This is a genomic window from Isoptericola sp. NPDC019482, from assembly GCF_040632295.1.
Lineage (GTDB): Bacteria > Actinomycetota > Actinomycetes > Actinomycetales > Cellulomonadaceae > Isoptericola.
The window spans coordinates 100,632-126,885 of record NZ_JBEYBQ010000002.1; the positions used below are offsets into that span (position 1 = coordinate 100,632).

Below are 26,254 nucleotides of genomic sequence, written 5' to 3' on the forward strand. Positions count from 1 at the left end.
AGTGATTCAGCTGGCGGGGCGGTCGGTCTCGCGCTCGGTGCTCGCCACCCGCGCGGTCCACGGGTCGGTGCCGATCGTGCTCACCCTCGTGGTCACCGTACCTTCTCCGGAACCGTCTCCGGTCCGCTCGCTGGTCCCCTCGCCGCCCCGCTCCCCGAGCCGCGCGACGACGTCCTCGGCGGCGTACGCGAGCCACGGCCACTCGCTCGCGAAGTGGGCCACGTCCACCAGGTACGGGGTGGCCGCGCCACCGGCGCCCGCCTCGAAGTCCGCGCGCTCCCGCAGCTCCGAGGCGGGGTGGTGGCGCAGGTCGGCGGTCACGTACACGTCCACGGCGGCCGCGCGGACGGCGTCGAACAGCGAGTCGCCCGAACCCCCCACGACAGCGGCGGTCGTGACCGGCGCGTCGAGGTCGCCGGCGACGCGCACGCCCTGCGCCGTCGCCGGCAGCACCGCCGCGACGCGCTCGGCGAAGCCGCCCAGCGTCGTGGGCTCGGAGAGGCGCCCGACCCGCCCGATCCCGCGTACCGCACCGGCATCGACGCCGTCGTCCCCCACGACCAGCGGGCTGCGGTCCGTGATGCCGACGAGGTCCGCGAGCGCGTCCGCGACACCGCGCGGGGCGGCGTCGGCGTTCGTGTGCGCCACGTACAGGCCGCAGCCCGCGCGCAGGAGCCGGTGCACGACGTCGCCCTTGAACGTGGTCGCCGCGACCGAGTGCACGGGCCGCAGGAACAGCGGGTGGTGCGTGACGAGCAGGTCCGCGCCCCAGGCGATCGCCTCGTCGACCACCGCGGCCACCGGGTCGACGGCGAACAGGATCTTGCGCACCGGCGCCGCGGGGTCGCCCACCACCAGGCCCACGGCGTCCCAGCCCTCCGCCGTCGACGGCGGGTAGAGGTCCTCGAGGACGGCGACGACGTCGCGCAGGGCGGGGCTGCTCGGTGCTGTGCTGTCTCCGGTGCCGATGGTCATGGCCCGACCCTAAAGGCCAGGTCGGTCACTTGGCGTCGGCGTACGCGTCGACCGCCGCGACCGTCAGCGGGAAGTCGACGGGGAAGTCGCCGAACAGCAGCCGGCCCGCCTCCTCGGCCGCGGCGCGCACCTCGGCGGCGACCACGTCGGCGAGCTCGAGCGGGGCGTGCACCACCACCTCGTCGTGCAGGAAGAACGCGAGGTGCGGGCGGTCGGCGAACGGGGCGGGCGCCAGGCCCGGCCGCACGCCGTCCGCGACCCCGAGCGCCCAGAGCCGACGACGGATCGACGCGAGCCAGCACAGCGCCCACTCCGCCGCCGTGCCCTGCACCACGAAGTTGCGCGTGAACCGCCCCCACGACCGCGTCGCCGACCGGGCCCGCGCCGCGGCGTCCGCGCCGGCGTCGTCGGCGAACGCGCCCGCCTGCGCCTCGTCCCAGGCGGAGCCCGGCGCCGGGGACGACCGGCCCAGCCACGTCGTCACGACGCCGCCACGCTCACCCGTGCGCGCCGCCTCCTCGACGAGCGCGATCGCGCGCGGGTACTCGCGGCCGAGCCGCGGCAGCACCTGGGCGCTCGCCCCCGTGGTGCCGCCGTACATCGCGCCGAGCATGCCCACCTTGGCCAGCTCGCGGGTCGGCACCGCCCCGGACGCGACGATGCCGGCGTACAGGTCACCCGCGCGGCCCGCGGTCGCCATCGCCTCGTCGCCGGCCATGCCCGCCAGGACGCGCGGCTCGAGCTGCGCGACGTCCGCGACCACGAGGCACCAGCCCGGGTCGGCCACCACCGCGCGACGCACGGCCTTCGGCAGCTGCAGGGCGCCGCCGCCGGTGGACGACCACCGCCCCGTCACGACCCCGCCCACCACGTACTCGGTGCGGAACCGCCCGTCGGTCACCCATTCGTCGAGCCAGTGCCAACCGTTGGCGGTGAGCAGGCGGTAGAGGTTCTTGTACTCCAGCAGCGGCGCGACGACGGGGTGGTCGATCGTCGACAGCTCCCACTTGCGCAGGCTGCGGGCGCCGACGCCGGCGTACTGCATCGCCTTGAGCAGGTCCGGGTGCGAGTCGGGGTTGAGCGACGGCGGGGCGTCGAGGGCCGCGCGGATCCGGCCCGCGAGCGCCTCGAGGCGCTCCGGGCGCTGCCCCTCCGGCGGCCGGGGCCCCAGCGCCTCGGTGAGGATCTCGTCGTGCACGTCGGCGCGCCACGGCAGTCCCGCGTGGTGCATCTCTGCCGCGACGAGCGCGCCCGCCGACTCCCCCGCCGCGAGCAGGCGCAGCCGCCCCGGCGCCGTGGAGCCGCGCACCGCGTCCTCCTGCCGTCGCAGCTCCGCCACCGGGTCGAGCGCGTCGGCGTCCGCCCCGCGCACGGGCGGGGCCGGCAGCGCGGTCGCCGCGAGGTCGAAGAGCGCCTCGCCCTGGGGTGCACGGCGGACGCCGACGGCCGGTGCGGCCCCGGCGGGCGTCGGGGGCATCGCGTCCCATGCCCCGGCCGGGGCTGCCGCCAGCTCCGAGCCCCCGGTCGCCGTCGAGTGCCGCAGGATGCGGTGCACGAGCCGCAGGTCGTGCGACCGCTCCACGCGCACGCCCGCCCGCAGCAGACCGAGGTACCAGCGGTTCGTGTCGTCCCAGGTCCAGCGCGGGACGCGTCCGTCGGCCTGGTCGGGCTCGCGGGCCGCGACGAGCGCGGGCAGGTCGGCACCGGGCACGTCGACGTCGGGCAGGTCGACGTCGGGCACGTCGACGTCGGGCACGGCACGCGACGCGCCGTCGTGCACGCGGACCGTGCCGCCGGGCTCTCGGGTCAGGACGACGTGCACGCCGCCATCCTCCCCCGCGCCACCGACGGTCAGGACGGGCGGGCTGCGAGCGCCCCGGCGTCGTCCAGCCGCGCCCGCTCGTCCTCGGTGAGGACGGGGATGGCCCGGCGCCGTGCGACCGCCTCGTCGAGGTGGTCGCGGTAGCCGGGCCCGGCCGCCGTCACGAAGGCGCCGAGCACCGCGCCGGCCACCCGGGCGACGACGTCGGCGGCGCCGTCCACCGTGGCGTCCGCGGGCGAGAGCACCGCCTGCGCGAGGATCAGCGCCGTGGTCGCGACGTCCAGCCCGGCGGGGCCGGTCCGGGCCTCGGTCCAGTCGATCACCACCGGCCCGCTCGCCGTCAGGACGACGTTGGACGGGTGCAGGTCGAGGTGCAGCAGGGTGCCGTCCGGCCAGGGCAGCGCGTGGAGCCGGGAGTGCAGCGACGCCAGGAGGACGCCGGCCTCTGCCGCGGCGCAGCGGCCCGCGATCAGCTCCTCCGCCAGCGTCGGCCCGCCCAGGCGTGCCAGCACCATGCCGGGGCCCTCGACGCCGAGCACCGCGGGTGCCGGGTACCCCGCCGCGACGACGGCGGACAGGAGCTCCGCGTCGTGGTGCGCCGGCCGGCCGTCGCGGTAGCGGCGCAGCACGCGACGGTCGTCCAGCGCGAACACGTCGGCGTCGCGGCCCGCGGCGATCAGCTCCACCCGTCCAGCCTGGCAGAGCCGTGGGACGACGGACCCGGCGTCTCACCGCGCGACGAGCGCGCCGATGTGGTGCGCTGGCCGAGGCCGGCGCCCCGACCGGGCACCCGGGCGCGCGCCAGGACACCCCGCAGGGCACGCACGAGGGCACGCAGAGGGCACGCACCCGCCGAGGAGGACCGCATGACGACCGAGCAGCAGACCGAGCAGCAGGCCGAGACCGTGGACGTCGTGGTGATCGGCACGGGCCCCGGCGGGGAGGACGCGACCGGGCGGCTGGCCCGCGCCGGCCTGGACGTCGTCGCCGTCGAGGCCCGGCTCGTCGGCGGCGAGTGCCCGTACTTCGGCTGCATCCCGACCAAGATGATGGTGCGCGCGTCGGACGCGCTCGCCGAGGCCCGTCGCGCGGACACGCTGGCCGGCCGGGTCGACGTCGTCCCCGACTGGGGGCCCGTCGCGGCGCGCGTGCGCGACGAGGCCACCGCCGACTGGGACGACACCGCCGCCGTCGAGCGCCTGGAGAAGGCGGGCGCCCGCGTGGTGCGCGGCCGCGGCCGCCTGGTGGGCCCGGGTGAGGTCGCCGTGGCGACCGCCGACGGCGAGCGCCGCTTCCGGGCGACCCGCGGCGTCCTGCTCAACCCGGGCACCGAGCCCGCGGTGCCGCCCGTCGAGGGCCTGGCCGACACCCCCTACTGGACCAACCGCGACGCCGTGCGCGCGACCGAGGCGCCGGCGTCGCTCACCGTGCTCGGCGGCGGCGCCATCGGCTGCGAGCTGGCGCAGGTCTTCGCCCGGTTCGGCACGGCCGTCGAGGTGGTCGAGGCCGGGCCACGGCTGCTGGCCCCCGACGAGCCCGAGGCGAGCGCGCTCGTCGCCGACCGCTTCGCCGCCGAGGGCATCGGGGTGCGCACGGACGCGAAGGTGTCGTCCGTCGCGCACGACGGCGGCGGGTTCACCCTGACCTTCGACGACGGCACCCAGCTGGTCTCCGAGCGGCTGCTGGTCGCCGCGGGCCGCCGCACCGACCTGAAGGCGCTCGGCGTCGCGACGGTCGGCATCGACGACACGGGACGCGGGATCCTCGTCGACGACCGGCTGCGCGCGGCGGACGGCGTCTGGGTCGTCGGCGACGTCACGGGCAAGGGCGCGTTCACCCACGTGTCGATGTACCAGGCGCGCATCGCCGTGGCGGACATCCTCGCGGCCGCCGGGCAGGGCGACGGCGGCGGCGAGGACGCGGAGCGCGCCGACTACCGCGCCGTCCCGCACGTGACGTTCACCGACCCGGAGATCGGCGGCGTGGGGCTCACGGAGGCCGCCGCCCGCGACGCCGGGCTGACGGTGCGCACCGGCCTCACCGACCTCGCGGCGTCGTCGCGCGGGTTCGTGCACGGTCCCGGCAACGAGGGCCTGATCAAGCTGGTCGAGGACGCCGACGCCGGCGTGCTGGTCGGCGCGACGGCGGCCGGGCCCGCGGGCGGCGAGATCCTCGCCGTCCTCACCCTCGCTGTGCAGGCCCGGGTGCCCGTCACCGAGCTGCGGCACCTGATCTACGCCTACCCCACGTTCCACCGCGCGATCGAGAGCGCGCTCGCGGACCTCAAGGAGGCGTGACCGGGCACACTGCAGCACGAGTGACGACCACTTATCCTGTGATCGCCCATGACTGAAATGACCGACTTCGCCGCCCCGACGCCCACCCGCGCAGGCCTCCGCCGCGCCGCCCCGCACCCGCCGCGGTGCCCGGCATGACGCCGAAGGACCCGGCCGAGGACCCGGCGGGCGGCCACGTCGTGCTCGGCGGGAAGTACGTGCTGGGGGACATCCTCGGCACCGGTGGCACGTACACCGTCTACGAGGCCTCGCGCCTGGCCGGCGACGAGACCGACGACGCGACTGACGACGAGACCGGCGACGAGACCCCGCTCCTCGTCAAGGTGCTCCACCCGCACCTGGTCGACGACGAGGCGGCGCGTGCCAGCCTCGCCCGTGAGGTCGCGGCGTCGGAGCTGATGGACCACCCGGGCGTCTCGAAGGTCCTCGACACGGGAGAGGACGAGGTCGCGGGGGCGAACGTCCCCTGGCTGCTCATGCGGCGCCTGCCCGGCACGCCCCTGTCGGAGCTGGCCGCGCGCGACGGGCTCTCGTGGCCGGAGGCGCTCACGGTGGTCGCCGGGCTGCTCGAGGCGCTCGCGGCGGTGCATGACGCGGGGCTCGTGCACCGCGACGTCGGCCCGCGCAACGTCGTGGTCGACCGGCACGACGACGGCACCACGACGGTCGGGCTGCTCGACCTGGGCCTGACGGCACCCGGCGGCGGCGAGGGCGACGGGGAGCACGTCGCCGGCTCGGCGTCGTACATGTCCCCCGAGCAGGCGCAGGGCCGCCCGCTCGACGCGCGCAGCGACCTGTACTCGGTCGGGGCCCTCGCGTACTTCGCGCTCACCGGCCACCCGCCGTACGAGCGCGCCCGGCCCGGCGACGTCCTGCTGGCCCACGTGGGGGCGCCCGTGCCCGCGCCGTCGGCACGCCGGGCCGCCGTGCCGGCCGCCGTCGACCGGTTCGTGGCCCGCGCGATGGCGAAGAACCCGGCCCGGCGGTTCCCGACCGCCGGCGCGATGGGCGAGACGGTATCCACCCTGCTTGCCGGCGCGCCTCGCGTGGCCCCGCCTCACGCGGGCGCGGGGCCCGAGACCCCGGACGGCGACCAGACCATGACGATGGGCCAGATCGCGGCCCAGGACCCGCACCGGACGGCCGCGCTCGGCGCGGCGGGTCTCGCGGCCGGGGCCGCGGCGGCGGCCGCCGCCGAGGCCGAGCTCCAGCGCACCCGCATGCTCGGCGCCGTCGACGCGACCGAGGCTCTGACGCCCCCGACGGGAGAGGGTGCGTCGACGCAGGACCTCCCCGGATCCGACGAAGCGCCCACCGAGGTGCTGGGCGGCCCGCCCGCCACCCCCGTCGCGGGCGTGCCCGCTGCCGAGGAGCCCACGCCCTCCCGGTCGCGCCGCATCTGGCTGATCGTCCTGGGCGTGCTCCTCGCGGCCGCCCTCGCCGCCGGCGCGTTCTGGCTCTTCCGCGACACCGACGACGCCGCCCCCGTCGCCCCGGTCACGCACAGCCCGTCGCCCTCGCCCTCCTCGCCGCCGAGCCCGACGGACACCGCCACGACCCAGGGCCCGTCCGAGCCGACGTCCCGCCCCGAGCGGACGTCGACGCCCACGCCGACCAGCACGCCCACGCCGACCGAGACGCCGACCGAGACGCCGACACCCACGCCGACCGAGACGTCGACGCCGACGCCCACGGACGAGCCCACCTCGACGCCCACCCCGACGGACGAGCCCACCGACGAGCCCACCACCGAGGAGCCGACGGAGCCCGAGCCGGACCCGACCGACGAGGAGACGACGACCCCGCCGGCGGAGCCGGAACCCAGCGGCGGTCCCGTCGACGACGCCGGCGGCACGGGTTCGACCCCCGCGCCGTGACCTGCCGCCCGGCCGTGCCCGAGCGTGCTCACGCTGATCGGCGCTGGACCTGAGCCGGCGGCGATGTTCGACCGGAGGTGTTCCGGACGGCTCGTGCCGGGGATGACGACCGTCGACGGCGGGCCCGTCAGCTCCTGGTGGTCGCTGAGCCGGCCGCCAGCGGGAAGTACGGGACGAAGAGGATGCCCTGGACCTCGCATTCGGCGAGCACCTGGACGCCGCTGCGGTCGAGCAGGTTGAAGCGGTTCTGCACCGCGAAGACGGGGGTGAGCTCCTGGGCGGGCGCCAGCGTCTGCGGTGACGCGCCGGAGAGGCCGATACGCCGGACCGGTCCCTGGTCGCGCATCTCGACGAGCGCGCCGAGCGACTCCTCCTGCGGCACGCTGGCTCCAGCGGCTCGCGCGCCAGAGCCTGTTTCGAACGAGGTCGGGGCGGGTCCTCCACGGCCTCGTCCCGCTCCCGCGGTGCGCCGTCACCGCAGGTCGCTCGGACGCGTGAGCGCCCGGTTCACAGGAACCGCATAGCCGCGCGCTCATCTCGTCCCAGACGCCCTCCCTACCCTCCGGATCATCCGTCGCCGTCCTGGCGGCACCGATCCAGGGAGTCGAGGGTGTTGCTCCAACGCTCACGGTCGTCCGCGACCCCATCGTCGTCGGGGGTCCCCGACGCTCCGCCGGCCCGCCGAGGTCGTGTCACCCTGCGGCTTCGCGGGCGCCGCCCCGGACGCCGCGCCCTGCTGCTCGGCGCGGTCGCCGTCGTCGTCGTGGCCGCGCTCGTCGTGTGGCTCACCGTGCTGCGGCCCCGCGCCGCCGCGCCGGAGGCGGCGGCCGCCACTCGGGCCGCCACCGCGCAGGCGAGCACGGCGACGTTCGAGCAGTCCGTCACCACCACCGGCACGCTGACACCGGCCGTGCAGGAGGACGTCTCCTTCGCGGCGGCGGGCACCGTGCAGAGCGTGAAGGTCGCCGAGGGCGACACCGTGACGAAGGGTCAGACGCTCGCGACCGTCGACACGCTGCAGCTCGACGCCGCGCTCGCGCAGGCGAAGGCCGACCTCGCGCAGGCGGAGGCGGACCTCGCGGACGCGCAGGACTCCGACGACGGGTCGGACGCCGCCGAGGCCACGGTCGAGGCGCGCGAGGCCGCCGTCGCCGTCGCGCAGCAGTCGGCCGACGACGCCGAGGCCACGATGTCGGACGCCACGCTGAAGGCCCCGGCCGCGGGCCTCGTCACGTCCGTCGGCGTCGCGGTGGGCGACACGGTGGGCTCGTCGGGCGGCGGTTCGGCCTCCGGACAGAGCGGCACGGGCTCAACACCGGGCGCCTCCGGCTCCTCGAGCGGGTCCGGAAGCTCGGGTTCCTCGGGCTCCACCGACGCCGCGGACACCGCCGCGTTCACGATCGTCGGCACCGACGCGTGGACGGTCGACGTCACCGTCGGCGAGGCGGACGTCGCGTCGATCGCGACGGGCGACCAGGTCGAGATGACCTCCGACGACCTGTCCGACACCGTCTTCGGCACCGTCAGCGAGATCGGGAAGCTCCCCTCGACGTCGCAGGGCGCCGTGGCGTACCCCGTCACGGTGACGGTGACCGGCGACCCCGACGGCCTGCACGACGGTGTGAGCGTCGACGTGTCCATCGTCACCGAGCGCCGCAGCGACGTGCTGTCCGTCCCGGCCGCGGCCGTGACGACGGGCGACGACGGCGCGTCGACCGTGACGCTCGTCGGCGAGGACGGCTCCTCCACCGAGCAGGCGGTGGAGACGGGCGAGACGTCGGGCCAGCTGGTCGAGATCACCTCGGGGCTGTCCGAGGGCGACACCGTGCAGTACACGACGTTCACCCCCGGTGCCGGGCGCGGGCAGGGCACGGGCCAGAGCGACGGGCAGGGCGGTGGGCAGGGCGACCTGCCGGAGGGCTTCGACCCGTCCCAGATGCGCGGCGGCGGCCAGGGCGGCCTCCCCGAGGGCTTCGACCCGTCCCAGATGCGCGGCGGCGGTCAGGGAGGCAACTCGTGACCGCGCCGGGCACGGCCGCCACGGTCCTGGAGGCTACGGCGCCGATGCCGAGCCCGGTCATCGACCTGCGCGGCGCGCGCAAGACGTACCGCACGGGCGACCTGGAGTTCGAAGCCCTGCGCGGGGTGGACCTGCGGATCGAGCGGGGCGAGTACGTGGCGATCGTCGGGCCGTCCGGCTCCGGCAAGTCGACGCTCATGAACGTGCTGGGCTGCCTCGACACGCTCACGTCCGGCAGCTACCGGATAGCGGGCGACGACGTGGACGACATGGACGAGACCGACCTCGCGAGCGTGCGCAACGAGCAGATCGGGTTCGTGTTCCAGCAGTTCAACCTGCTGCCCTCCCTGTCGGCGCTGCGGAACGTCGAGCTGCCGCTCGTCTACCGCGGCGTCGCGCCGGCGGAGCGCCGCGCCCGGGCCACGCAGGCGCTGGAGCGCGTCGGCCTCGGCGACCGCACCGCGAACCGCCCCGGCCAGCTCTCGGGCGGCCAGCAGCAACGTGTCGCGGTCGCGCGGGCGCTGGTCGGCGAGCCCGCGCTGGTCCTCGCGGACGAGCCGACGGGCAACCTCGACTCGCGCTCGACGGCCGACGTGCTCGACCTGTTCGACGCCCTGCACGCCCACGGCCGCACCATCGTGCTCATCACGCACGAGCACGAGGTGGCCGAGCGCTCGCGCCGCGTGGTGCGGGTGCTCGACGGGCTGATCACGTCCGACGCCCCGAGCGGGCGGGCGGTGGCGCCATGAGCTGGACCGAGACCCTCTCCACCGCGTGGCACGCGATCCGCGCGCACACGATGCGGTCGCTCCTGACCGTGCTCGGCATCCTCATCGGCATCGCCGCGGTCATCCTCACGGTCGGCCTCGGCCTGGGCACCCAGAAGGACGTGTCCGAGGACATCAGCTCGCTCGGGTCGAACCTGCTCATCGTCACGCCCGGGTCGTCCACCGACTCGTCCGGGGTGCGCGGCGGCTTCGGCTCCGCGTCCACGCTGACGACGGCCGACGCGGAGGCCCTCGGCTCCGACGTCGCCGTGCCGGACGTCGCCGCGGTCACCGCCGAGAAGGAGTCGTCGCAGTCCCTCGAGGCCGGCGACGCCAACTGGACCACGACCGTCACCGGCGTCACCGGCGACTGGCTGGACGTGCGCTCGCGCGAGCTCGCGTCGGGCGAGTTCGTCGGCGACGGCTCGACGGACGAGGTCGTCCTCGGCCCCGAGACGGCGACGGAGCTGTTCGGCTCCACCCGCGTCGTCGGGCGCACCGTGAGCATCGCCGGGACGACGTTCGACGTCGTCGGCGTGCTCGAGGCGGCCGGGTCGAGCGCGTCGACCGACCTCGACGACACCGCCGTCGTGTCCATGACGGCGATGACGTCCGGCATCACGGGCGGCGCGGACACGTCGGTCAGCACCATCTACCTCAAGGCGACCGACACCGACGCGATCTCCGCCGCGTACCAGGAGGCGCAGTCGCTGCTCCTCGCGCTGCACGGCGCGACCGGCGCGGACGCCGCCGACTTCACGATCGACTCGCAGGACTCCCTCGTGTCCACCGCGACCTCGGTGTACCGCACCCTCACCGTGCTGCTGGCCGGCGTGGCGGGGCTGTCCCTGCTGGTCGGAGGCATCGGCGTCATGAACATCATGCTCGTGTCCGTCACCGAGCGGACGCGGGAGATCGGGCTGCGCAAGGCGCTGGGCGCCCATCCCGGCGCGATCCGGCGGCAGTTCCTCACCGAGGCGTCGATCCTCGGCGTCACCGGCGGGCTCGTCGGCGCCGGACTCGGCGTCCTCGCCGCGGTCACCCTGCCGGCGGTGCTCGACTCGTCGATCGTCGTGTCGCCCGTCGCGGTGGCCGGCTCGCTCGCCGTCGCGCTCGCCATCGGGCTGGTGTTCGGCGTCTACCCCGCCGTCCGCGCCGCCCGCCTCGCCCCGATCGACGCGCTGCGCAGCGAATGACCGCGCCCGCACCCCACCACGGATCCGTCCCCCACGTCCTGGAGAGCTCCATGACCCCCCGCACCATCCTTCCCCGTACCGGCCTTCCCCTCACCACCGGCTCCGGACGCCGCCCGAGGGCCGCGCTCCTCGGCGTCGCCGTCGTCGGCCTCGCGGTCGCGCTCGCCGGGTGCTCGTCCTCGGACGCCGCCACGTCCGACACCACGGCCGCGGCCGACGGCCAGGCGCAGGGCCAGGGCGCGCCCGGCGGCGGCGCCGGGGGCGGCGGCCGCGCCCCCGGCGTCTCGGGCGAGGTCGCCGCCGTCGACGGCACGACGGCTCAGGTCCAGGGCTCCGACTCCCAGACCGCCGTCACCTGGACCGACGACACCACGATCACGGTCACCGTCGACGGCACGCTCGACGACGTCGCCGTGGGCTCGTGCGTGGTCGCGACGTCGGGCGCCACGCCCGGCGACGACGGCGCCACCGCCGACGAGGATGCCGCTGCGGCGACCGTCGCGGTGAGCGAGCCGACCGACGGCGAGTGCGCCGGCGGGTTCGGCGGCGGTGTCCCCGGTGACGGGGACGGGCAGCGACCGGAGGGCGCCCCCTCGGACATGCCCTCCGGCATGCCGACCGACATGCCCTCGGGCATGCCCACGGACATGCCGTCCGGCGGCCCCGGCGGGGGCAGGGGCGGCTTCGGCGGCCTCACCTCCGGGAAGGTCACGGCGGTCGACGGGTCCACCGTCACGGTGAGCGCCACGTCGTCCGACGGCGAGTCGACCGAGGAGACCGTCACGGTCGACGACGCCACCGTCTACACCGTGCAGCAGGACGGCTCGGCCGACGACGTCGCCGTCGGGCAGTGCGTCACGGCGCGGGGCGAGGAGGACGACGGCGGCGCGGTGACCGCGACGAGCCTCACCGTCTCCTCCCCCGGCGACGACGGCTGCTCCACCGGGTTCGGTGGCCGCGGCGGCTTCCCCGGCAGCGCGAGCGGCGGGCAGGGCGACGGGCAGGGCGACGCGCAGGGCGACGCGCAGGACGGTGGCAGCGATGCGTGACGCCGCCCTCCGCCGGCGCCGGACCCGTCGCCGCCGGATCGTCGCGGCGGGCGTCGCGGTGGCCGTGCTGGGCGTCGGGGGCACGGCGTTCGCGCTGCGCCCGGCCGACGCCCGCTACCGCACGGTCGCCGCGACCACGGGCGACGTCGCGCAGCACGTCGCGGTCAGCGCGACCGTCGCGTCCGCGAGCCGCGCCGACACGACGTTCGGCACGTCCGGCACCGTCGCCTCGGTGAAGGTGTCGGCGGGCGACGAGGTCGAGGCGGGCGACACGCTCGCCACGCTCGACGCGGACGAGCTGCAGGACGCCGTCGACGACGCCACCGAGACGCTGGCGGACGCGAAGCAGACGCTCGCCGACGACCTCGAGGCCCAGGCCGACGGGACGAGCGTCGCCTCCGGCAGCACCACGACAGGCGGCGACTCGACCGACAGCGCGTCCGGATCGGGTGACGTCCAGCCCAGCTCCGCGACGTCCGGCACGACGTCGAGCACGTCGTCGGGGACCGTCTCGGTACGCCTCGTCAGCGCGGCCGTCACGACCACGCCGACCACGCCGACCACGGCGACTGCCAGTGGTACCCCGGACCTCGAGGAGGCCGTCGCGGACGCGCGCGCCGCGCTCGCGAAGGCCGAGACGTCCGTGCAGCAGGCGCAGGACGCGCTGCTCGCCGGGTACGAGTCCGTGGAGGACGCGCTGCTCGACGGGACGACGGCGCTCGGCGCCTCGGGCGACGCCGTGACCGCCGCGACGGGCGACGACAGCGCGTGCGCCGCCGTCCTCGCCGCGGACGACGCCTCGGACGGCGCCTCGGACGGCACGTCGGACGGTGCGGACACGGACGACGACCTCGCCGCCTGCGTGGACGCGATCGTCGCCGCGCAGGACGCCCTCGTCGCGACCGACACCGCCCAGCAGTCGACCGGGAAGGCCGAGGGCGCCCTCACCGACCTCGTGGCCGACCTGGACGACGCCGTGACGACGCTCGGTGCGAAGGCCGACGCGCTCGACGACGCCGTCCGGGCGCTCCAGGACGCCGACACCTCCGACGGAGGCACGACGGACGACGGCTCCGGCTCCGGCGACGCCAACTCCGGGCAGATGCCCGAGGCGGGCTCGGGCGGTACCTCGCAGGGCGGCGCGCCGACCGACACCGACTCGCCGTCGGGGTCCGCACCCTCCGGCGCCGCGGGATCGGGGGCCGGCGACCTGCCGAGCGGCACCGGCGGCTCGGGCACAGGCGGCTCGGGCACAGGCGGCACCGGGGCCTCCGGCCTCGACGGCGGGTCGGGCACGGGGTCAGGCGCGACGTCGGGCAGCGGCACGGTCACGGCCGAGCGCATCCTCGCGGACCGCGCCGCAGTGACGGTCGCGCAGAGCGACGTCGACATCGCGGCGGCGGCCGCTGCCGCGGGCACCCTCACGGCGCCCGTCTCGGGGACGGTCGCCCAGGTCGACGCCACGAAGGGCGCGAGCGTCAGCGCGGGCGACGCGGCCGTGACGATCCTCGGCGACGGCGGCTACATCCTGTCCACGACGCTCGACCTCGCCGAGGTCGGGTCGGTCGAGGTCGGGCAGCCCGTCACCGCGACGGTGCCCGCGACCGGCGGCGAGTACACGGGCACGGTGAGCAGCGTGGGCGTCCTCGACTCGTCCGACACCTCGACCCCGGCGTACGCGGCGACGATCGCGCTCGACCCTGCCGGCGACGACGCGGCCGGCGATGACGCGGCCGGCGACGACTCCTCCGCCGACGACTCCTCCGGCAACGACGCGTCGGGTGCGGGCGACCTGCCCGAGGGCACGTCCGCGTCGGCGACGATCGAGGTCGCGACCGTGGACGACGTGCTCGTGGTGCCGACCTCGGCCGTCAGCGCCGACGGGTCCGCGCGCACGGTGCGCGTGCTCGACGGCGACGCCGTCCGCACGGTCGACGTGACCACGGGCGCCGTCGGGCCGGAGCGCACCGAGATCACCGACGGTCTCGCCGTCGGCGACGAGGTCGTGCTCGCGGACCTGGACCAGCAGCTCGTGCAGGACGACGAGGAGGGATCGGGCGGGCTCAGCGGGCTCGGCGGCTCCGACGAGCAGTCCGGTCCGCAGGGCGGGTTTCCGGCCGGCGGGTTCCCCGAGGGCTTCCAGCCGCCGTCGGGCGCGGCACGCTGAGGCCGGGCCGTCGTTCATCGCACGTCGTTCACCGCGCCGTCCTCCGCGTGCCCGCGCGGCAGGCGCACGGTGAACGTCGTCCCCGCCCCGGCGGCGGGCCGCTCATCGGCCGTGGCGGACCGGACGTCGATCGTGCCGCCGTGCGCGGTCACGATCGCGTCGGCGATCGCGAGGCCCAGGCCGGTCGACCCGCCGGCGCGGTGCCGCGACGCGTCGCCCCGCGTGAACCGGCGGAACAGCGCCGGGCGCAGGTCGGGGGCGATGCCGGGCCCGTCGTCGGCCACCTCGATCTCGACGGCGTCCGGGCGGTCGCGGAGCCGCACCGCCACGCGCGTGCCCGCCGGCGTGTGCGTGCGCGCGTTCGCCAGCAGGTTCGCCAGCACCTGGCGCAGGCTCGCCTCGTCGCCGGTCACGACGAGCGCGTCCGCGCCCGCCCCGCCGTCGAGCCCCTCGTCACCGCGCTCGTCGTCGCTCACGTCACGGCCCGCCTCCCCGCCGTCGCTGCCGTCGCTGCCGTCGTCGCCCGGCAGCGCGAGCGCCCAGTCATGCTCCGGGCTCGCGGCGTGCGCGTCCATCACGGCGTCGACGGCGAGCGCCGCCAGGTCGACCGGCGCCCGGTCGAGCGGCCGTCCGGCGTCGAGCCGGGCCAGGAGCAGCAGGTCCTCGACGAGGCCGGACATGCGCACCGCCTCGGCCTCGATCCGGTCGAGCGACCGCGACGTCCCGCCGCCGGGCTCGTCCGGGGCGCGGCGGACGAGCTCGGCGTAGCCGCGGATGGTCGCGAGCGGGGTGCGCAGCTCGTGGCTCGCGTCGGCGACGAACCGGCGCACCTGCTGCTCCGAGTCGTGCCGCGCCCGGAGGGACGTCTCGACGTTCTCCAACATCCGGTTGAGCGCCGCGCCGACCTGCCCCACCTCGATCCGCTCGTCAGTGAGGGGCGCCGGCACCCGCGGGATGCCGGCCACCGCGCCCTGGCCGAGCTCGAGCTCCGACACCCGGACCGCGGCGGCGGCGACGTCGTCCAGCGGGCGCAGCGAGCGACGCACGAGCCACGCGCCGACGCCGACCGCGGCCAGCAGGCCCGCGACGCCGAGCGCGGCCTGCACGAGGACGTACCCGCGCACGGTCGAGTCCACGGTCGCGGTGCTGGCCGCGACGACCGCGTCCTCGCCGCCGTCGCCGGTCCGGTGCACCGCCCGGAACGCGCCGAGGTCCGGCACGTCGACGTCGTGCGCCCGGCCGTCCGCGGGCACCGCCTGGAGGGCGGCGACCTGGGCGTCGTCCAGGGTCGTGCGTTCCAGCGCGTCCGACACGTGGTCGGCGAGCTCCAGCTCGCCGTCCACGGAGCGCACGACGGCGCTGCCCGGGCCGAAGCCCGCGGGGAAGTCCGACCGGTCGTCGGTCGGGGTGGGCGGTAGGGCGGCGTCCTGGCCGTCCTGGGCGTCCGAGCCGCCCGAGCCCTCCGCGCCGTCGGTGCCGGGAGGCCGTGGCCCGGGCCCGTCGACGAGCCGCTGGCTCGCCTGCTCCAGGCGCTGATCGGCCTGCGCCACGAGCTGGGAGCGCAGCACGGCCGTCGAGGCCGTCGCCAGGCCGACCGTCACGACCACGACGACCACGGCGAGCACGAGGACGAGCCGCCGCCGCAGCGTGATCGGCCGCAGGCCGGTGAGCCGCCGTCCCGCCCCCGCCCGACGGTCACGCACCGGCTCCACCCTCCGTCGTGGAGGCGGCCGGCTTGAGGACGTACCCCACCCCGCGCAGCGTGTGGATCATCGGCTCGCGGCCCTTGTCGATCTTGCGCCGCAGGTAGGAGACGTACAGCTCGACGATGCTCGACTGCCCGCCGAAGTCGTAGTTCCACACGCGGTCGAGGATCTGCCCCTTGGACAGCACCCGGCGCGGGTTGCGCATGAAGAACCGCAGCAGCTCGAACTCCGTCACCGTGAGGTGGATGTCCTCCCCCGCCCGGCGCACCTCGTGCGCGTCCTCGTCGAGCTCGAGGTCGCCGACGACGAGCACGCCGTCCTCGGAGCGCGTCACCGCGCCCGCACGCCGCAGCAGACCGCGCACCCGGGCGACGACCTCCTCCAGGCTGAACGGCTTCGTCACGTAGTCGTCGCCGCCCACGGTGAGCCCGGCGACCCGGTCCTCGACGGCGTCGCGCGCGGTGAGGAACAGCACCGGCATCCGAGCGCCCTGGGCCCGCAGCCGACGCAGCACGGTGAACCCGTCCATGTCCGGGAGCATCACGTCGAGCACGACCAGGTCCGGGACGGTCTCCCGCGCCAGCCGGAGCGCCGACGCGCCGTCGGGCGCTGCGGCGACCTCCATCCCCTCGAGGCGGAGGGCGCTCGTGAGGAGCTCGGCGAGGTTGAGCTCGTCGTCCACCACGAGGGCCCGCACGGACGACCCGTCCGGCCGGGTGAGGAGCGGGAGGTCCGGACGCCCGGCCGTCGGTACGGACGAGGGCACGAGAGACGACGACATGGGCGTCAGCCTGCGGCCCCCACCCCCGCGCTTCCTGTGCCGAACCTGTGAGCCCGCTATGTCTTCGCCCGCGACCCCGCAGATCTCAGCGGCTGCATAAGTTGCCCCGACAGTCTGCGGGTCCCCGGTTGTTCACCTGCCGGGCGGCTCGTGTTCACCCGTGACGCCGCCCCGGCACCGACGAGAGGAACGTCCAGTGCGACGTCGGTCCCGACGCACCGAACCCCGCGCGACACCCAGCGACCCCTGGCCGGTGGGCCCGGCAGGCGCCGCGACCTCGGCACGTACCGCCACCGCGAGCCGGCTGCACGCGTTCAACCGGTTCGAGATCAAGTACCTCGTCCCGCAGGACCAGGCCGAGGAGCTCCGCACGGAGCTGCGCCGGCACATGGACGACGACGCGTACTCCGGCGACCGGGGATACCCGATCACCAGCGTCTACTACGACACGGCCCGGCTGAAGTTCTACTGGGAGAAGATCGAGGGCCTGAGGTTCCGGCGCAAGCTGCGCGTGCGGCACTACGGCACGGCCGACGACCTGACGCCGGAGTCGAGGGTCTTCGTCGAGATCAAGCAGCGGGTCAACCGGGTCACGCAGAAGCGGCGCGTCGTGCTGCCGTACCGGGACGCGCTGCGGCTCTGCTCCCCGGAAGGCTACGAGCCCGAGGGCGAGGTCAGCCCCCGCGAGGCCGCGTTCCTCGACGAGGTGTCGACCCTGGTCGGCGAGCTCGACCTGCGCCCGACGGTGACCACCGGGTACCACCGGGAGGCGTGGGTGGGCCGCGAGGCCGACCTGGGCCTGCGCGTCACCCTCGACCACCGCCTGCGGGGCCGGGACCGGGACTTCCACCTCGCCTCCGAGAGCCCCGACCGGCTCGTCCTGCCGGCGCGCCTGTCCGTGCTCGAGATCAAGGCCGACGAGCGCGTCCCCGCGTGGGTCACCGATCTCACCGCCCGCATGAGCCTCGACGTCGTGCGGATCTCCAAGTACTGCCAGAGCGTGCAGGCCTTCGGCCTGGCGCCGAGGTCCACCATGCACGCCCCGGACGAGCTCGACGCCGTCCTCGGCGACTGCACGCCAGCCACCGACCACACCACCGAGCCCACCACCCCGAACGGCGTCGTCGACGCCTCCGAGCGAAAGAGTGTCCTGGTCCGATGAACCTGCAAGACCTGAGCGGAACCTTCTCCGTCTTCGACGTCGCGATGACGCTGGTGCTGTCCTTCGTGCTGTCCTCGGCCATCGGCTGGGTGTACAAGCGGACGCACCGGAACATCTCCTACAGCCAGTCCTACGTCCAGACCCTCGTCATCATCGGCATGGTCGTCGCCGTGATCATGCTGGTCGTCGGGTCGAACATCGCCCGCGCGTTCGCCCTCGTCGGCGCCCTGTCCGTGATCCGCTTCCGCAACGCGATCAAGGAGACCCGCGACGTCGGGTTCATCTTCCTCGTGATGGCGATCGGCATGGCCGTGGGTACGCGCTTCTACCTGCTGGCCGCCGCGGCGACGGCGATCATCCTGCTCGTCGTCTTCCTCATGCAGCGCTTCGACTGGTTCAAGCTCGACATCCAGCGGCAGGTGGTCAAGGTCCAGGTGCCGCCCGAGCCGCGGTACCAGCAGGACGTCGCCGACGTGCTGGTCCGCCTGACCCAGGAGTTCGAGCTGGTGAGCGTCGAGACGGTGCGCGGCGGCGCGCTGACCGAGCTGTTCTACTCCGTGCGCCTCAAGGGCGGCGTCACGACCGCCGAGGTCATCGAGGAGCTCGGCGCGATCAACTCCGGGCAGAAGGTCACCGTCCTGACCGGGTACGACCAGTCCGACATGTGAGCAGGTGACCCACCAGGTGAACACGAGCCTCGCAAGCCTCCGCAAGCGCCTCCCGGTCCGGCTGCGCCAGCACTGGAAGCCCCTCACGGCAGGGGTGGCCGGGGTCGCCGTCGCCCTGGCGTTCTTCGGGGACGTGACGATCCGGCCGTACTCCACGAGCTCGGCCGCCGTCACCGACGACGAGCGCATCACGCAGGACATCACGGGGACCGTCGACCTCTTCGACGACTCCGTGGACCACGAGATCTCGCTGTCGTACACGCAGACGCGCTACGACGAGATGCTGGACGCCTACTTCGCCGACGGCGAGAAGGAGTGGATGTCGGCCGACATCACCATCGACGGCACCACCATCCAGGACGTCGCCGTGCGCCTCAAGGGCAACTCGACGCTCTCGGCCCTGGTCGACGACCGCGCGGGCTCCGACACCGAGGGCGAGCGTGCCCCGGGCGGCATGGGCGGCGGCGCCGGCGGGCAGGGCGGCGGCATGCCCCAGCCACCCGAGGGGATGGAGCTCCCCGAAGGTGGCCAGATGCCGGAGGGCGGGACGCCCGGCGGCGGGCAGGGAGGCGGCGGCTTCGGCGGCACGGGTGCGTCCCTGACCACCGAGGAGCCGGAGAACCTGCCTCTGCTGGTGAGCTTCGACGAGAACGAGCCGGGCCGCGCCTACCAGGGGCGGACCGAGCTCTCGATCCGTCCCGCGAGCGCGTCGAGCACCTCGTCGCTCAACGAGGCGGTCGCGCTCGAGCTCACCGCGCAGTCGGGACAGCCCACGCAGGACTACTCGTTCACCACCTACGCCGTGAACGAGCGTCCGACCACGACCCGCCTCGTCGTCGAGAACCCCGACCCGCAGTACGCCGACGAGCTCGAGGGCGACGGGGTGCTCTACAAGCTGCTGTCCACGAGCTCGTTCGAGTACCAGGGGGACGACCAGACCGAGTACACGGACGACTTCAAGCAGGTCAACCTCGTCGGGAGCCAGGACCTGCAGCCGGTCGTGTCGTTCCTCAAGTGGCTCGACGGCGCGTCGGACGAGGAGTTCGCCGACGAGCTCGACCAGTGGGTCGACGTCGATTCCCTCGCCCGGTACCTGGGCACGCAGGAGGTGCTCGACAACTTCGACACCATCTCCGGGCCCGGCAGGAACGCCTACCTGTACTACGACGTCGACACCGGCCTCCTCAGCGTCGTGTCGTGGGACCTCAACCTCGCCCTCGGCGGCATGTCCGGACCCGGCGGCATGGGCGGCGGCATGCGTGGCGGCATGGGTGGCGGAGGGGCGATGCCCGGCGGCGACGACGCCCAGGGTCCGCCCGAGGGCACGGAGGGCGGCCCCGGAGGGGGCGGCGGCATGGGCGGGATGACGAGCGAGAACGCGCTCGTCACCCGGTTCGAGGAGAACGACGAGTTCTCCTCGAAGGTGGACGCCGCCGTCGACGACCTGACCGCCGACTGGATCGACAGCGGGAAGGCCGCCGCCCTGGTCGACGAGGTGGCGGCGCGGGTGCCCGTCACCGACGGCGTCGACCGGGCGACGATCGACACCGACGCGGACGCGGTCCGCGCGGCGTTGTCCGGCGGGGACGGTGCTGACGGCGAGGGCGGCTCCGGCGCAGGCGGGTGACAGCAAGCGGGGGCGCGAAGGCTCCTCTCGCGCTCCCGCGCCCTCGCTCCTACGTTGAAAGGGCACGGATGATGCCTCCCGTTCCCTCGACCCGATGGAGCACCATGAGCAGCGACCGACGCACCACCGCGACCAACGGCGCCCCCGCCGCGAGCGACGAGCACTCCCTCACGACCGGCCCGAGCGGCCCGATCGTGCTGCACGACCACTACCTGATCGAGCAGATGGCGGGATTCAACCGGGAGAAGATCCCGGAACGTCAGCCCCACGCGAAGGGCGGAGGCGCCTTCGGTCGCTTCGAGGTGACCCACGACGTCAGCAGGTACACCCGGGCGGACGTGTTCCAGCCCGGACGGACCACGCAGATGCTCGCCCGCTTCTCGACGGTCGCGGGCGAGCTCGGCAGCCCGGACACGTGGCGCGACCCGCGCGGCTTCGCGCTGCGGTTCTACACCGACGACGGCAACTACGACATGGTCGGCAACAACACGCCGGTCTTCTTCGTGCGCGACCCGATGAAGTTCCAGAACTTCATCCGCTCCCAGAAGCGCCGGGCCGACAACAACCTGCGCGACCACGACATGCAGTGGGACTTCTGGACCTTGTCCCCCGAGTCCGCGCACCAGGTCACGTGGCTGATGGGCGACCGCGGCATCCCCCGATCCTGGCGGCACATGAACGGCTACTCGAGCCACACGTACCAGTGGGTCAACGCGTCGGGCGAGCGCTTCTGGGTGAAGTACCACTTCCACACCGACCAGGGCATCGAGTTCTTCACTCAGGACGAGGGCGACCAGATGGCCTCGATGGACACCGACTACCACGTGCGCGACCTCTGGGAGCACATCGCCGCGGGCGAAGCACCGAGCTGGACCCTGTACGTCCAGGTGATGCCCTACGCCGACGCGAAGACCTACCGGTTCAACGCGTTCGACCTCACCAAGGTCTGGCCGCACGGCGACTACCCGCTCGTCGAGGTCGGGCGGATGACGCTCGACCGCAACCCGACCAACTACTTCACCGAGATCGAGGAGGCCGCGTTCGCACCGAGCAACCTCGTGCCGGGGATCGGGATCAGCCCCGACAAGATGCTCCTGGGGCGGATGTTCTCCTACGCCGACGCGCACCGCGCCCGGCTCGGGGTCAACTACACCGAGGTCCCGGTCAACCGACCGCACGTCGAGGTGCGCTCCTACCTCAAGGACGGCGCCGGCCGGCACACCAATCCCGGCGACCCCGTCTACACGCCGAACTCCGTCGGCGGTGCCCACGCCGACGGTCCGGCGCTCGACGCTGAGCGAGGCTGGGCGTCGGACGGCGAGATGGTCCGTGCGGCGTACGAGACGCACCAGGCCGACGACGACTTCGGCCAGGCGGGCACGCTCGTGCGGGATGTGATGGACGACGCCGCACGCGGACGGCTCGTCGACAACGTCGTGGGGCACCTGCTGAACGGCGTGAGCGAGCCCGTCCTCGAGCGGGCGTTCGCGTACTGGCGCTCCGTCGATCCTGCCGTGGGTCGGTCCGTCGAGGACGGCGTGCGGGCGAAGGCCGACGAGACGGACCCGAAGGCGGCACAGCAGCGGAACGAAGCCCGGACCGAGGCGCAGCGCAAGGCCTGAGCCGTGCCGCCGCGGGCCCGTTCGTCGGGACGCCCGGCTGTCCCCATCGAGGGACGACCGAGAGTCACCCTTCCCTCGCCCGCTCGGCGCGCCGTCGGATCCCCCGGAGCATGCGTCGGGTCATCACCAGGGTCACCGGCTCCCCGAGACGGGTGGCGAGGCGGAGCGCACGGCTGTCCGGGGTCGTGGTGCGGGAGCGGGACAGGAGCCGACAGGTCCCGTCGGGTCGGGGCAGGACGTGGAACGACCAGACGCCGTTCCACGGGTGCTCCGGGGGGCTCTGCCGGAGCACGAGCGTCCGGGGCGGCTCGACGCGTGCGACGCGGAACGCGTAGCCGGCCGGCGTCGTGAGGAGGGCGTGGGCCGCCGTGACGACACCGTCTGCCCCCGGGTCGTCGGCGTCGAAGAGCTGGATCTCGGCCTTCCAGGTGTGCGTGATGGCGGGCTCCTTCGTGGCGCGGCCGACGTACCTGCGCGCCCGCTCCTTGCCCCGATCGTCCTGCCCTCGGCGTCACGGGCACAGTGCCGTCCGACCGGACCGCACGAGGGAGTGCGGCCCACCGGGTCGTGACCAACGGCCCTGTCGCCCGCCGTCGCACGTTGCGATCGTGGAGTTGTCGCGGACGACGCCGGGCACGAGGCCAGCACGCGGCTGGACGAACGAGAACGACGGTGGACGACCGAGAGATCAGGCTGATCGACCATCCCGAGCAAGCGACCGTCGGGGTGCGACGGACCGCCCACGCCGACGAGCTCGCCGCGATGGAGGTCGTGCGGCGCGAGTCCGACGTGCCGCCCCCCCGCCTCCACTACGCCGACCAGTCGGGCGTGCTGATCGACACCGGCTTTGCGCGCGCCTCGCTGGGGCGGAGGACCTCCACGATGGCCGCCGGCAGTCCATCTGAGGAAGCATCACTCCTCGGACGTCACCTGGGGCCACAGCACGGCCTGTGCGGCGATGACCCGCTCCCCGCTCAGGCTGATCGACGGTGATCCGTAGAGGCGGTAGCCCAGCGCCAGGGCTTCGGAGACGCGGCGGCAGAACGTCGCGTCATCCGGGCCGGTCAGCAGTCGATACACGGGAAGCCCGTCGGGCGGCTGAGTCATGGAATCTCCTTGCGGTGCGGGTCGGCTATGCCGCCTCCGCTGCCGGACGCCCACCACGATGCTGACGCGGCGGCAGGACGCTCAGGCCTGGCGGGTGCGGGTCAGCGAGCTGGCGGCCGACAGTTCACGACCGGAAACTAGCCCGGTACTGCGTGGGAGTACGGCCGGTCAGTTCCTTGAACGCGAGGTTGAAGGCGGACAGCGAGTTGTACCCGACGGCGTACGCGACGTCCGTGACCGGGGCCTCGCCGGCGGCGAGGTGCTCGATCGCGGCCGCGACCCGCATCCTGCGCAGCACCGCGCGCCACGTCATGCCGGCCTCCTCCTCGAAGCGGCGCGCGAGGGAACGCGGGGCGAGGCCCACCGCGTCGGCGACTTCCTCGAAGCGGACCGGATCCGTGAGGCGTCGCTCCGTCAGCTGCAGCGCGCGGCGCAGCTCGGGCGAGCGGCCCGCCGGCACGACGACCGGGCTCGGCTCCCGGGCGAGCCGCCAGGTCACCGCGGCGAGCGCGGCGTACAGCGTCTCGGCGTACGCGGTCAGCGGTGCGTCGGCCTCGCCCCAGGCGCGGCACTCGGCCAGCAGCGCGTGCGCCAAGGGGTCGAGGTCGAAGACCGTCAGCGGAGCCGGCGGGGGCGGCACCCAGGCCGTGTCGAAGAGGACGGATGCGGTCGTGGCCGGCCGCGGGATGCTCACCCGGATGGGCCGGCCCGCCTCGATCAGCGCGGCGCGCGCCGGTGGCAGCAACCATGCCTGGCCCTGCGTCTCCAGCCGGAGGGTTCCGGCGGAGGCGCAGAGCAGGTAGTGGCGGTCCGGACAGAGGTCGCGTGCGGGCTCCGGCGCGAACGTGCGGACGAAGCTGGACGCGCGGCGGGTCATCGGCGGTCTCGCACGGCTCGATCCTAGGCGGCTGGTCGTGGCGCCGGCGGTCAGGCCACCGACTCCAGCAGGTCGGCACGGAAGCGCCGGCTCACCGTCGTGCCGGTCTGCAGCGGGCGGACCGACCCGCCCAGGCGCGCGAAGGAGTCGGAGCCCAGGTAGCGGGCGAAGGAGGCCTCGTCGTCCCACTCGTGGACCACGGCGATCGCGGTGTCGTCCTCGCGTGCGGCGTAGACCCGGAAGGCGACGTTGCCGGGCATCGCGCGGACCAGGTCGGCCTCGCCGTCGAACCGTGCGAGGGCGGCGGGGCGGTCGGCTGCGGCGGTGTGGAGATCGAGGATCGCGATGAACATGGGGCCTCCTGACGTGGGCGGCGGCTACCGCGGAACGGGGACGACCCGATCCTCCGGCAGGGTCGACGCGGCGCGCTCCCGCCAGTCGGACACGTTCACGCGTCCACCGGACACGAGGTCATGTCGCTGGAGTCGCCGCTGGCCGGCGCCCCTTCGTGCCTTCTTCCTGCCGCAAGCTCGCGACAATGGCCAAGGTCAGCCACTGATCAGGTGGTACCCGGTGGGCGTTCACCGACCCTGAGTGGCCGGTGCATCTCAGTGCGTCGTGACCGGTCGCAGGTACAGGCCGGCGCGGCAGCCCAGTCATCTCCGAGCGCGGCCCACACCGCCGGCCCGACATCCGGGGGCTGCGCGCCGTCAGGTAGCGCATTGAGGACCTCGAGTACGCCCGACTCGAGGTCGGCGCGCTGAGACGCGACGGGGGTCGGCCGCGGTGTTGCCGCCGTGAGGGGCTCTGGACAGTGGATCTGGTCGTGGTCGGCGACACCGTCCGGGTCGAACTGGTGCACGACGAACCGAACGCAGGTCGTGCGGCTCCCGGAATTCCTCCCGGGGTCGAACAACCCGACGCCGTCTTCGTGAGCTACGAGGACGGTGACAGCCAGGTCGACCTGCGCGCCGCCGTCGTCGTCCGTGCGGCCCTCCCAGGCGAGCGGCACCACGCCGTACGAGGCACCGACCACGTCGTGGGGAAGGCGGGGGTACGCCACGGCGCCCCGGGCCACGGACTCAGCATCCAGCGCCTCGCCCTGCACCTCCTGGATGTCGTCCGCGAGGCCGACGATCACGTCCCCGTTGAGACTGCGCGCCAACCGCTCCCCGCTCTGCGGGGTGAACGCGACGTACCCGATCACGGCGGGGACTCCGAAGACGAGCGCGAGGAACACGAGTGCCCCGGCGCGGCCGCCTCCGCCGCGCGCCGACCGGCGGGTGCGCTCAGGCGTGACGTCGGTGCCCCGAGGATCGATCACATCCCGGATCATCTCGGTGCGGGCGGGCCAGCGGCAAGAGTCGGCCGATGCCGGTGCTCCCCCGGCGGGAGACTGCTGACCTGCAACCCGCGGGCGCCAGCGGAAGGTTGGCGCTCCGGGCAGCGATCCGCCAAGATCAGCGCGTGCTCAACGCCGAGGGCAAGCCACCGCGTCGCAAGACCGGCCTCTTCATGAAGATCCTGGGACTCGTCGCACTACTCACGGTCGTGCCGACGATCGCCACCATCTACATCGTGAACAAGCTGGTCGACGGGCCCGTCCGCGACGCCGCCGGGATCTTCGTCGCGGAAGACGGCGATGCACTGGCCGCTGAGCTCGGGGAGCGCGTCGCGATCGGGATCGCCGACGACGTCGAACCGTCCTACGACGAGCCCGCCGACGCCGCCGCGATCGTTCAACGACGCGCGATTGTGTCGCCGCGGCTGCCGCAGGGCGAGGACGGGGTGTCCTACTCGGTCGTCGCCCTCGCCTGGCAGGGGTCTTCAGGCGACCGCGACGGAGCGCTGATCGACCTCGCCATCGTGGTCAACGTCGATCACATCGACAGCGTCATGGGCGATGCGGGTCGCAACTCGGGGAGCTCGAGGTCCTGCTGGCGGTTCGTGGTCCGGGCATCCGACCTGGACGACGTCGCCGACTACGACAAGGTCGACTGCCCGCAGGCCTCGTCGCCTGCCCAGCCCTCGCCGACGCCGCCTCCGTCCCTCGACGCCGACGAGAGTGACGAGGTGCGACAGGTGCTGGACCAGCTCCCTGACGGAGCGAGCCCCGACGACGCGATCGCGGCCCTGCGCGCAGTCTTCCCGGGGGTCGACGTCGTCCGGGCGGAACGGGCGGCGGACGAGCTCGTCGCAGCCGTAGGCGTCACGCAGGCGCGCGACTGCATCGTGGCCGTGCGGCCGGACGGCAAGCCCACGCGGCAGTTCACCGCCTTCGACAGGATCCTCATCGAACCCGGCGAGCTGGGCTGCACACCGAGCCTCTACACGACCCCCGTCACCACCCACTAGCGCCACCCTCCTGGGCCGCTCTACGCGCCATCGACCGAAGATTCGTCGCTTGAGGGCTCCGCAAGGAGTCCATGCCGGTTGGCTGCACGCTGGACCGGCCGCGGACTTGTCGTGACCGGTGTCGATGCCGTGTGCCGCCCGACCGGGTGGTTGTCACCCAGGGCGATAGTGCCTTCAAC

General features: G+C 74.5%; 22 protein-coding genes. 12 read left to right on the top strand and 10 right to left on the bottom strand.

The genetic code is table 11. The annotated features are described in order from the left end of the window. Positions 1–6: 6 nt before the first annotated feature. The 3 genes from ABZ493_RS02420 to ABZ493_RS02430 are packed head-to-tail and all read right to left on the bottom strand — an operon-like array spanning position 7 to position 3,483. The gene (locus tag ABZ493_RS02420; protein WP_430580588.1) at positions 7–975 is read right to left on the bottom strand and encodes a Nif3-like dinuclear metal center hexameric protein; all 969 of its coding nucleotides are present in this window, start codon (positions 973–975) and stop codon (positions 7–9) included. A 25-nt stretch (positions 976–1,000) separates the two neighbouring features. Further along, positions 1,001–2,797, bottom strand: coding sequence for a bifunctional 3'-5' exonuclease/DNA polymerase (locus tag ABZ493_RS02425; protein WP_430580589.1), 1,797 nt, complete (start codon positions 2,795–2,797; stop codon positions 1,001–1,003). 29 nt (positions 2,798–2,826) lie between these two features. Then, positions 2,827–3,483, bottom strand: coding sequence for a phosphotransferase (locus ABZ493_RS02430; RefSeq protein WP_430580590.1), 657 nt, complete (start codon positions 3,481–3,483; stop codon positions 2,827–2,829). Positions 3,484–3,663: 180 nt separating this feature from the next. On the opposite strand from ABZ493_RS02430, the gene ABZ493_RS02435 reads away from it, so the two are divergent. Both ABZ493_RS02435 and ABZ493_RS02440 read left to right on the top strand, forming a co-directional pair. Continuing rightward, positions 3,664–5,094 (top strand): NAD(P)/FAD-dependent oxidoreductase, encoded by a 1,431-nt coding sequence (locus tag ABZ493_RS02435; protein ID WP_430580591.1) that lies wholly within the window; start codon positions 3,664–3,666, stop codon positions 5,092–5,094. A gap of 134 nt (positions 5,095–5,228) precedes the next feature. Then, positions 5,229–6,971 (top strand): serine/threonine-protein kinase, encoded by a 1,743-nt coding sequence (locus ABZ493_RS02440; RefSeq protein WP_430580592.1) that lies wholly within the window; start codon positions 5,229–5,231, stop codon positions 6,969–6,971. A 127-nt stretch (positions 6,972–7,098) separates the two neighbouring features. On the opposite strand, the gene ABZ493_RS02445 is transcribed toward ABZ493_RS02440, so the two are convergent. Then, positions 7,099–7,353 (bottom strand): aldo/keto reductase, encoded by a 255-nt coding sequence (locus ABZ493_RS02445; protein WP_430580593.1) that lies wholly within the window; start codon positions 7,351–7,353, stop codon positions 7,099–7,101. Between the two features lie 228 nt (positions 7,354–7,581). Between ABZ493_RS02445 and ABZ493_RS02450 the strand changes: the two genes are divergently transcribed. From ABZ493_RS02450 to ABZ493_RS02470, 5 genes are read left to right on the top strand one after another with little or no spacing between them, the layout of a single operon-like run. Continuing rightward, a complete protein-coding gene (locus ABZ493_RS02450) occupies positions 7,582–8,991 on the top strand; it encodes a biotin/lipoyl-binding protein (protein WP_430580594.1) in 1,410 nt (469 codons plus the stop codon). A 44-nt stretch (positions 8,992–9,035) separates the two neighbouring features. Next, the gene (locus ABZ493_RS02455; RefSeq protein WP_430580722.1) at positions 9,036–9,740 is read left to right on the top strand and encodes an ABC transporter ATP-binding protein; all 705 of its coding nucleotides are present in this window, start codon (positions 9,036–9,038) and stop codon (positions 9,738–9,740) included. After that, on the top strand, positions 9,737–10,954 hold the full coding sequence (locus ABZ493_RS02460) for an ABC transporter permease (RefSeq protein ID WP_430580595.1): 1,218 nt from the start codon (positions 9,737–9,739) through the stop codon (positions 10,952–10,954). Before ABZ493_RS02455 ends, ABZ493_RS02460 begins: the two co-directional genes overlap by 4 nt. Before the next feature lie 50 nt (positions 10,955–11,004). Then, complete coding sequence (locus ABZ493_RS02465; RefSeq protein ID WP_430580596.1) at positions 11,005–12,003, top strand: hypothetical protein; 999 nt, start codon at positions 11,005–11,007, stop codon at positions 12,001–12,003. Next, positions 11,996–14,170, top strand: coding sequence for an HlyD family efflux transporter periplasmic adaptor subunit (locus ABZ493_RS02470; RefSeq protein WP_430580597.1), 2,175 nt, complete (start codon positions 11,996–11,998; stop codon positions 14,168–14,170). The genes ABZ493_RS02465 and ABZ493_RS02470 overlap by 8 nt, the downstream gene beginning before the upstream one ends. A gap of 14 nt (positions 14,171–14,184) precedes the next feature. Here the strand turns inward: ABZ493_RS02470 and ABZ493_RS02475 are convergent, their stop codons facing one another. Continuing rightward, positions 14,185–15,873, bottom strand: a complete 1,689-nt coding sequence (locus tag ABZ493_RS02475; protein WP_430580598.1) for a HAMP domain-containing sensor histidine kinase — start codon at positions 15,871–15,873, stop codon at positions 14,185–14,187. Further along, complete coding sequence (locus tag ABZ493_RS02480) at positions 15,866–16,657, bottom strand: response regulator transcription factor (protein ID WP_430580599.1); 792 nt, start codon at positions 16,655–16,657, stop codon at positions 15,866–15,868. The genes ABZ493_RS02475 and ABZ493_RS02480 overlap by 8 nt, the downstream gene beginning before the upstream one ends. Before the next feature lie 253 nt (positions 16,658–16,910). Here ABZ493_RS02480 and ABZ493_RS02485 point away from each other — a divergent pair, with 253 nt between their 5' ends. The 4 genes from ABZ493_RS02485 (at position 16,911) to ABZ493_RS02500 (ending at position 21,736) form a co-directional block, all read left to right on the top strand. After that, positions 16,911–17,819, top strand: coding sequence for a polyphosphate polymerase domain-containing protein (locus tag ABZ493_RS02485; RefSeq protein ID WP_430580600.1), 909 nt, complete (start codon positions 16,911–16,913; stop codon positions 17,817–17,819). After that, positions 17,816–18,487 (top strand): DUF4956 domain-containing protein, encoded by a 672-nt coding sequence (locus ABZ493_RS02490; protein ID WP_430580601.1) that lies wholly within the window; start codon positions 17,816–17,818, stop codon positions 18,485–18,487. The genes ABZ493_RS02485 and ABZ493_RS02490 overlap by 4 nt, the downstream gene beginning before the upstream one ends. A gap of 4 nt (positions 18,488–18,491) precedes the next feature. Next, entirely contained in the window at positions 18,492–20,114 is a 1,623-nt protein-coding gene (locus ABZ493_RS02495; protein ID WP_430580602.1) for a CotH kinase family protein, read from the top strand. A gap of 104 nt (positions 20,115–20,218) precedes the next feature. After that, positions 20,219–21,736, top strand: coding sequence for a catalase (locus ABZ493_RS02500; RefSeq protein ID WP_430580603.1), 1,518 nt, complete (start codon positions 20,219–20,221; stop codon positions 21,734–21,736). A 912-nt stretch (positions 21,737–22,648) separates the two neighbouring features. Here the strand turns inward: ABZ493_RS02500 and ABZ493_RS02505 are convergent. From ABZ493_RS02505 to ABZ493_RS02520, 4 genes are all read right to left on the bottom strand, one after another. Beyond that, entirely contained in the window at positions 22,649–22,843 is a 195-nt protein-coding gene (locus ABZ493_RS02505; RefSeq protein ID WP_430580604.1) for a DUF1737 domain-containing protein, read from the bottom strand. A gap of 124 nt (positions 22,844–22,967) precedes the next feature. Continuing rightward, positions 22,968–23,720, bottom strand: coding sequence for an AraC family transcriptional regulator (locus tag ABZ493_RS02510; RefSeq protein ID WP_430580605.1), 753 nt, complete (start codon positions 23,718–23,720; stop codon positions 22,968–22,970). Positions 23,721–23,770: 50 nt separating this feature from the next. Continuing rightward, on the bottom strand, positions 23,771–24,073 hold the full coding sequence (locus ABZ493_RS02515; protein WP_430580606.1) for an antibiotic biosynthesis monooxygenase family protein: 303 nt from the start codon (positions 24,071–24,073) through the stop codon (positions 23,771–23,773). 206 nt (positions 24,074–24,279) lie between these two features. Beyond that, positions 24,280–24,960, bottom strand: coding sequence for a hypothetical protein (locus tag ABZ493_RS02520; protein ID WP_430580607.1), 681 nt, complete (start codon positions 24,958–24,960; stop codon positions 24,280–24,282). A gap of 227 nt (positions 24,961–25,187) precedes the next feature. Here ABZ493_RS02520 and ABZ493_RS02525 point away from each other — a divergent pair, with 227 nt between their 5' ends. Further along, positions 25,188–26,075 (top strand): hypothetical protein, encoded by an 888-nt coding sequence (locus ABZ493_RS02525; RefSeq protein WP_430580608.1) that lies wholly within the window; start codon positions 25,188–25,190, stop codon positions 26,073–26,075. The last annotated feature ends 179 nt before the right edge of the window (positions 26,076–26,254 follow it).